4 protein-coding genes are annotated in these 7,843 nt (G+C 69.6%); 2 read left to right on the forward strand and 2 right to left on the reverse strand.

Annotated features, from left to right (window positions below; genetic code table 11):
- Window positions 1-138 precede the first annotated feature (138 nt).
- Window positions 139-1,854 carry a MocR-like pyridoxine biosynthesis transcription factor PdxR gene (gene pdxR / locus X946_RS16710; RefSeq protein ID WP_038749613.1) on the reverse strand — a complete coding sequence of 572 codons (1,716 nt, stop codon included), beginning with the start codon at window positions 1,852-1,854 and terminating at the stop codon, window positions 139-141.
- A 142-nt stretch (window positions 1,855-1,996) separates the two neighbouring features.
- On the opposite strand from pdxR, the gene X946_RS16715 reads away from it, so the two are divergent.
- Entirely contained in the window at window positions 1,997-3,280 is a 1,284-nt protein-coding gene (locus tag X946_RS16715; protein WP_038749615.1) for a 4-aminobutyrate--2-oxoglutarate transaminase, read from the forward strand.
- Between the two features lie 86 nt (window positions 3,281-3,366).
- On the forward strand, window positions 3,367-4,836 hold the full coding sequence (gene gabD / locus X946_RS16720) for an NADP-dependent succinate-semialdehyde dehydrogenase (protein ID WP_038749616.1): 1,470 nt from the start codon (window positions 3,367-3,369) through the stop codon (window positions 4,834-4,836).
- 655 nt (window positions 4,837-5,491) lie between these two features.
- On the opposite strand, the gene X946_RS16730 is transcribed toward gabD, so the two are convergent.
- A complete protein-coding gene (locus tag X946_RS16730; protein WP_038749620.1) occupies window positions 5,492-7,036 on the reverse strand; it encodes a methyl-accepting chemotaxis protein in 1,545 nt (514 codons plus the stop codon).
- Between the last annotated feature and the right edge of the window lie 807 nt (window positions 7,037-7,843).

Below are 7,843 nucleotides of genomic sequence, written 5' to 3' on the forward strand. Positions count from 1 at the left end.
CCCGCTCGGATCGACGTCCGTGCGCTTCGACAGGAAACCGGAAAACGCCGCCCCCGCGTTCGCGTGCGGATGATGCGCATCGCGCGGCGCGCTCGCGATCGCCGCGCGGGATCGGCCGCCGGCAAACGCGCGCGCCGCTCAGCGTGCGGCGGCGGCCCGCTCGGCCCGATCCGCCGCCGATGCCGCCGCCTCGCGCCCGAACACCATGTCGTCGATCGCGTACGACAGCGTGTCGAACGCGCGCCCGATCTCGTCCTCCGGCACGCACGCGTAGCCGAGCAGCAGGCCCGAGCCCGCGCGCTTCGCATCCGCGTAATAGCCGGACAGCGCGCGCACGACGATGTCGCGCTCGAGCGCCGCGCGCGCGACCGCGCGATCGTCGGCGCCGTCCGGCAGCCGCATCACGAGATGCAGCCCCGCATCGCCGCCGACCGCGGGCAGCGCATCGCCGTAGCGGCGCGCGAGCGCGTCGAGCAGCGTCTGCCGGCGCTGCCCGTACAGCGTGCGCATCTTGCGGATGTGCGACACGAAGTGCCCTTCCGCGATGAACTCGGCGAGCACCGCCTGCTGCAGCAGTTGCCCTTCGCGGTACAGCTCGGCGCTCGCGGTCGCGAAGCTCTCGGCGAGCGGCTCCGGCGCGACCAGATAGCCGACCCGCAGGCCCGGAAACAGCGTCTTGCTGAAGCTGCCGACGTAAATCACCTGCCCCGCCGTGTCGAGCCCCTGCAGCGACGCGAGCGGCCGGCTGCCGTAGCGGAACTCGCTGTCGTAATCGTCCTCGATGATCCACGCGCCGTGCTGGCGCGCGTATTCGAGCAACGTACGCCGCCGCGCGAGGCTCATCACCATGCCGAGCGGATACTGATGCGACGGCGTGACGAGCATCAGCTTCGGCGGCGCCGCGAAATCGGCGGGCGTCGGCGCGATCCCTTCCTCGTCGACGGAAATCGGCCGCGTCGTCAGGCCCGACACGTGCATCACGCTGCGCACGCCCCAGTAGCACGGGTCTTCGGTCCAGATCACGTCGCCCGGATCGGTCAGGAGGCGCACCGCGAGATCGATCGACTGATGAATGCCCGTCGTCACGATGATCTGCTCGGGCGCGCAGCGCACCGAGCGCGACGTGCGCAGATAATCGGCGAGCGCCTCGCGCAGCGACGCGAGGCCGCCGCCCGGCGCGTAGGTCAGCAGCTCCGGGCGCAGACGCCGCCAGTACTTGTTGTGCAGCCGCGTCCACACGCGCGCCGGGAAACGCGACACATCCGGCACGCCCGGCATGAACGCGCCGCCTTGCCGCTTCGACACGCCCGCGCCGCCGACGAGGCACGCGCCGCGCGCGGACAGCGAGCGGCGCGCGAAACCGGGCGCGGATGCGGAGCCGGACGCCGAGCCGGACGCCGTGCCGGACGCCGAGCCGGATGCCGAGCCGGATGCCGAGCCGGACGCCGTGTCGAATGCCAAGCCGGATGCCAAGCCGGATGCCGTGCCGGACGCCGAGCCGCCGATCGACGCTCCAGCGCCCGACGCCGCCGCACCGCGCGCACCCCGCGGCGATTCGGCCGGCGCGCCGACGATCTCGTCCGGCGCGCTGTCCGCGACGAACGTGCCGCGCCCGGTCGCCGAGCTCACGTAGCCTTCGAGCGCGAGCTGCTCGTAGACCTGCGTGACGGTGTTGCGCGCGATCCCGAGCTCCGCCGCGAGGAGCCGCGACGACGGCACGCGCGCGCCGGCCGGCAACTCGCGGGTCAGGATCGCCTGCTGCAGCAGCCGGTGCAGTTGCCGGTAGATCGGCTGCGCGCCGCCGCCGCGCACGATCCGCTGCGCCAGCCAGTCCGACAGCACGCTCACCCGCATAATTGGCTCCTACATATTTATCAAAATGGCTCTGATTTTCAGAGCCAAGTTTGATTATAGTGGTTTCAACGCGCACGCCGGGACAACGTGCCCGCGGGCGGCCGCCGCCCCCCGCGCATTCGAACCGCCAGGAGAGACGATTGTGAAAAATGCCGATCTGCACGCCCGCAAGAACGCTGCGACGCCCCGTGGCGTCGGCGTGATGTGCGACTTCTACGCCGCGCGCGCGGAGAACGCCGAGCTGTGGGACGTCGAGGGGCGCCGCTTCATCGACTTCGCGGCCGGCATCGCGGTGCTGAACACGGGCCACCGCCATCCGAAGATCGTGAAGGCGATCGCCGACCAGCTCGAGCACTTCACGCACACCGCGTACCAGATCGTGCCGTACGCGTCGTACGTCGAGCTCGCCGAGAAGATCAACGCGCGCGCGCCGATCGCGCTGCCGAAGAAGACCGCGTTCTTCACGACGGGCGCGGAGGCGGTCGAGAACGCGGTGAAGATCGCGCGCGCATACACCGGCCGGCCGGGCGTGATCGCGTTCGCGGGCGGCTTCCACGGCCGCACGATGATGGGCATGGCGCTCACGGGCAAGGTCGCGCCGTACAAGATCGGCTTCGGCCCGTTCCCGGGCGACGTGTTCCACGCGCCGTACCCGAACGCGCTGCGCGGCGTGACGACCGCCGATTCGATCGCCGCCGTCGAGACGCTGTTCAAGGCCGACATCGATCCGAAGCGCGTCGCCGCGATCATCTTCGAGCCGGTGCAGGGCGAAGGCGGCTTCAACCCCGCGCCCGCCGATTTCGTGCGCGCGCTGCGCAAGCTGTGCGACGCGCACGGCATCCTGCTCATCGCCGACGAAGTGCAGACGGGCTTCGCGCGCACGGGCAAGCTGTTCGCGATGGAGCACTACGACGTATCCGCCGATCTGATGACGATCGCGAAGAGCCTCGCGGGCGGGATGCCGCTGTCCGGCGTCGTCGGCCGCGCGGACGTGATGGACGCCGCCGCGCCGGGCGGCCTGGGCGGCACGTACGCGGGCAACCCGCTCGCCGTCGCGGCCGCGCACGCGGTGCTCGACGTGATCGACGAAGAGAAGCTCGCCGAACGCGCGACCGTGCTCGGCGACAAGCTGAAGGCGAAGCTCGCCGCATGGCGCGCGGACGTGCCGCAGATCGCCGACGTGCGCGGCCCGGGCGCGATGGTCGCGGCGGAATTCGTCGATCCGGACACGCGCGCGGCCGACGCCGCGTTCACGAAGCGCGTGCAGACGCTCGCGCTCGAGCGCGGCCTGCTGCTCCTCATCTGCGGCGTCGACGCGAACGTGATACGTTTCCTGTTTCCTCTCACCATTCAGGACGCCGTGTTCGACGAAGCGCTCGGCATTCTCGAGAGCGTGCTGAAGGAAGCGGTGGGCGTGCCCGCCTGAGTTTTTCGCCGCCCGCCCGCGCGCGTCGCGGCCCTCGCCGCGCCGCGCGGGCGGCGCCAATCGGTTCCGCATACGGTCGACACACGATGACTACAGCTCACGAAACCCTTGCACTGAAAGATCCCGCGCTGCTGCGCGAGCGCGCGTTCGTCGCGGGCGAATGGCAGGCCGCCGAAGGCGGCGCGACGTTCGAAGTCCGCAACCCGGCCACGGGCGCGCTGATCGGCACCGTGCCCGCGATGGGCGCGGCCGAGACGCGTCGCGCGATCGACGCGGCGAACGCCGCCTGGCCCGCGTGGCGCAAGAAGACCGCGAAGGAACGCGCGGCGATCCTGCGCAAGTGGCACGACCTGATGGTCGCGCACGCGGACGACCTCGCGCTCATCCTGACGACCGAGCAGGGCAAGCCGCTCGCCGAGGCGAAGGGCGAGATCGGCTACGCGGCGTCGTTCCTCGAATGGTTCGCGGAGGAAGGCAAGCGCGTGTACGGCGATACGATCCCGACGCCCGCCGCCGACAAGCGCATCGTCGTGACGAAGGAGCCCGTCGGCGTGTGCGCGGCGATCACGCCGTGGAACTTCCCGGCGGCGATGATCACGCGCAAGGTCGGCCCGGCGCTCGCGGCCGGCTGCCCGATCGTCGTGAAGCCGGCCGAGGCGACGCCGTTCTCCGCGCTCGCGATGGCGGTGCTCGCCGAGCGCGCGGGCGTGCCGGCCGGCGTGTTCAGCGTCGTCACGGGCGACCCGAAGGCGATCGGCGGCGAGCTCACGTCGAACCCCGTCGTGCGCAAGCTGTCGTTCACCGGCTCGACGCCCGTCGGGCGCCTGCTGATGGCGCAATGCGCGCCGACCGTGAAGAAGGTGTCGCTCGAGCTCGGCGGAAACGCGCCGTTCATCGTGTTCGACGATGCGGATCTCGATGCGGCGGTCGAGGGCGCGATCGCGTCGAAGTACCGCAACAGCGGGCAGACGTGCGTGTGCACGAACCGCTTCTACGTGCACGAGAAGGTCTACGACGCGTTCGCCGAGAAGCTCTCCACGGCCGTCGCGAAGCTGAAGGTCGGGCTCGGCACCGACGCGGGCGTCGTGCAGGGGCCGCTCATCAACGAGGCGGCCGTGCAGAAGATCGAATCGCACATCGCCGACGCGCTCGGCAAGGGCGCGCGCGTGACGACGGGCGGCAAGCGCCACGCGCTCGGCCACGGCTTCTTCGAGCCGACCGTGCTGACCGGCGTGACGACCGAGATGAAGGTCGCGAAGGAAGAGACGTTCGGGCCGCTCGCGCCGCTCTTCAGGTTCTCGACCGACGACGAAGCGATTCGCCATGCGAACGACACCGAGTTCGGCCTCGCCGCGTACTTCTACAGCCGCGACATCGGCCGCGTGTGGCGCGTCGCGGAAGCGCTCGAATACGGGATGGTCGGCATCAACACGGGAATCATCTCGAACGAGGTCGCGCCGTTCGGCGGCGTCAAGCAGTCGGGGCTCGGGCGCGAGGGCTCGCATTACGGGATCGACGATTACGTCGTGATCAAGTACATGTGCGTCGCCGTGTGATGTCCGACGCGCGCCGCGCGAGCGGCGCGGGCATGCGAAACGCCGCCGGCGCCTCGTGCTCCGGCGGCGTTTCTTGTTTTGCGCGCTGAAATCGCGGCGGATTCCGCAGCCGGAAATGTCGGTCATGCGCGACGCACGCGCCGCGCCATGGCATCCCGACGATCGGGCGCTACGCGCCATGCGACGCATGCGCCACGCGCCGCGGCGGCGACGTCAAGGCGCAAAAGCCCGCCGATGCGATGGCGCGATCGCATGACGACGCGCGCAACGCCGAGATGAACGCGGACCTGGGCCAAGCCCGCGCGCCGACGCACCGCCGACGCACCGCGATCGGCGGCGCGCGGGCGATCGCATCCGATGCCGCCTCCAAGCAAGACGCCAAAACGACGAACGCCCGAGCCGCGTCGCCGAGCCCGCGCTCCGACGCGCGCACATGCGTCATGCGCGCCGCACCGGCCGCTCGAGACGCCGGCGCGCGTTCGGCCGCGCGCGGCGGCAGACATCGACATCGGCGGAACACGCGCATCGCCGGACACGGACACCGCGACGCGCCGGCCAGCCCGAACCTCGCGCGGCGACGAAACACGCATGCGTTTCGCGCCGCACCGCGCCCGGCCGAGGCCGGCACGCATGCGCGCGCATCGCCGCCCCGTCTTCAGCGAAACACGCCCACCGCGTCGACGAGCATCGTCGCCTGCTGCCGCAGGCTTTCCGACGCCGCCGCGCTCTCTTCGACGAGCGCCGCGTTCTGCTGCGTGATGTTGTCGAGATGGACGACCGCGTCGTCGACCTGCGCGACGCCCGCGCGCTGCTCGCTCGTCGACGCGCTGATCTCGGCGATCAGATCGGACACCCGCTTCACCTGCGACACGATCTCGTCCATCGTCCTGCCCGCGCAGTCGACGGTCTGCGCGCCGGAGTCGACCCGCTCGACGCTCGCGCCGATCAGCGTCTTGATCTCCTTCGCCGCGTTCGCGCTGCGTTGCGCGAGCGCGCGCACCTCGCCCGCGACGACCGCGAAGCCGCGCCCCTGCTCGCCCGCGCGCGCGGCCTCGACGGCGGCATTCAGCGCGAGGATGTTGGTCTGGAACGCGATGCCGTCGATCACGCCGATGATTTCCGAGATCCGCCGCGAGCTCTCGGTGATCTCGCCCATCGTGCTGACGACCTCGCGCACCGCCTGCCCGCCGCGCTCCGCCGCGTGGCTCGCCGATTCGGACAGCCGGTTCGCCTGCGTCGCCGTCTCGGCGTTGCTCGACACGGTCGCCGTCATCTGCGCCATCGACGCGGCCGTCTGCTGGACGCTCGTCGCCGCCTGCTCGGTGCGCGCGCTCAGGTCGTTGTTGCCCTGCGCGATCTCGTTGATCGCGCGCTGCACGGTCAGCACCTGCTCGCTGACGTCGTCGATCAACCAGCGGAACATCAGCCCGAGCTGGTTGATCGTGCGCAGCGTCATCCCGATCTCGTCGGTGCGGTTCATGTTGACGCCCTGACGGCTCGATCCGGTCGCGACGTCGAGCGCCTGCCGGCGCAGCGTGCGCAGCGGCCGCGCGATCTGCGCGTCGAGCCACCACGCGGCGAGCGCCGCGCCGCCGAGCGTCGCGCCCGCGAGCTGCGCGAGCGGCGCGCCCGTCACGCCCGCCGCCCAGGCGACGCCGACGACCGCCGGCGTCAGCGCGACGATCGGCAGATGGACGCGCGCGCGCACCGACATCGTCTGCAGCAGCGAACCGACGCGCAGCAGCCCCGTGCGCACGATCAGGCCCTTGTGGAAGCGCCGGCTGCCCGCGCGGCCTTCGCGCAAGCCGCGATAGAGCGCTTCGGCGGCGGCGATCTCGCCGCGCGCGGGCTTCGTGCGCACCGACATGTAGCCTTGCGTCTGCCCGGCGCGAATCACCGGCACCGCATTCGCGCGCACCCAGTAATGGTCGCCGTTCTTGCGGCGGTTCTTGACGAGCGCGGTCCACGGCTCGCCGCGCTTCAACGTCGCCCACATGTCGGCGAACGCCTCGCGCGGCATGTCGGGATGGCGCACGACGTTGTGCGCCTCGCCGACGATCTCGTCGCTCGAATACCCGCTGACGTGCACGAACGTCGCGTTCGCATACGTGATTCGGCCGTGCGGATCGGTGGTCGACATCAAGGTCGCATCGTCGGGATAATCGAATTCGTGTTGGGTGACGGGTTGGTTGTTACGCATGAACGCTCCGATTGCTGGATCTGTGTCCTTTAATTGATTTCATCGGCCGAAAAAAATCGATCGAATTGTGTTCGATCGGCCTGCACCCCGTTTTCGTCAGCCATTCGGCAAATCCGGCGCGCCCGAAAACAAGAGATGATGAATTGCGCTTTGACGCATATCAAACCGGAGTTCCGCACGCGGGCTTCCGGCGTGGCTTTTCGTCGTCGTTGCCGGCCCTGCAGCACTAGAATGTTTGCTCGAACCCATTCGGCGCTTCTGATCGACATCAAATAATTCAAGATGAATTATTTCACGATTTTTATCACCGGAATATTCAGGAATTGGAAATAAGATGCATTGATATTCGGAGCTTGCCTCGAATGGCGAGATAAGCGGGCGGCGTGCGCCAATATGAGTGAGCGGGAATTCCGCGACGAATCGGATTTACCTTTTTCAAGCAAGGAGTTATCCGAATAATGAAGAGCTTGCCGGACGATGCGAAAGCGATCCTGCGGGAAGGGGCAATGGGCCCGACGCGATTCGCCACGATTGCGCGACACGGTGCGGTGCAGTGCGGCGTGGTGCGCCCGACGCCGCCGTCGCGATGCGCATGAAGCAAAACGGCCCGTGCGCTTGCGGGCACGGGCCGTAGGGCCGTAAGGTCGGATTGGCCGACGATCAGCCGCATTGGCCGATCGCCGCGCGCTGCGCGGCGGCGCGGATCAGACGCGCTCGATCGCGATGGCGATCCCCTGACCGACGCCGATGCACATCGTGCAGAGCGCGTAGCGGCCGTTCGTGCGATGCAGCTGGTACGTCGCGGTC

This window comes from Burkholderia sp. ABCPW 111 (assembly GCF_000773065.1).
Taxonomy (GTDB): domain Bacteria; phylum Pseudomonadota; class Gammaproteobacteria; order Burkholderiales; family Burkholderiaceae; genus Burkholderia; species Burkholderia savannae.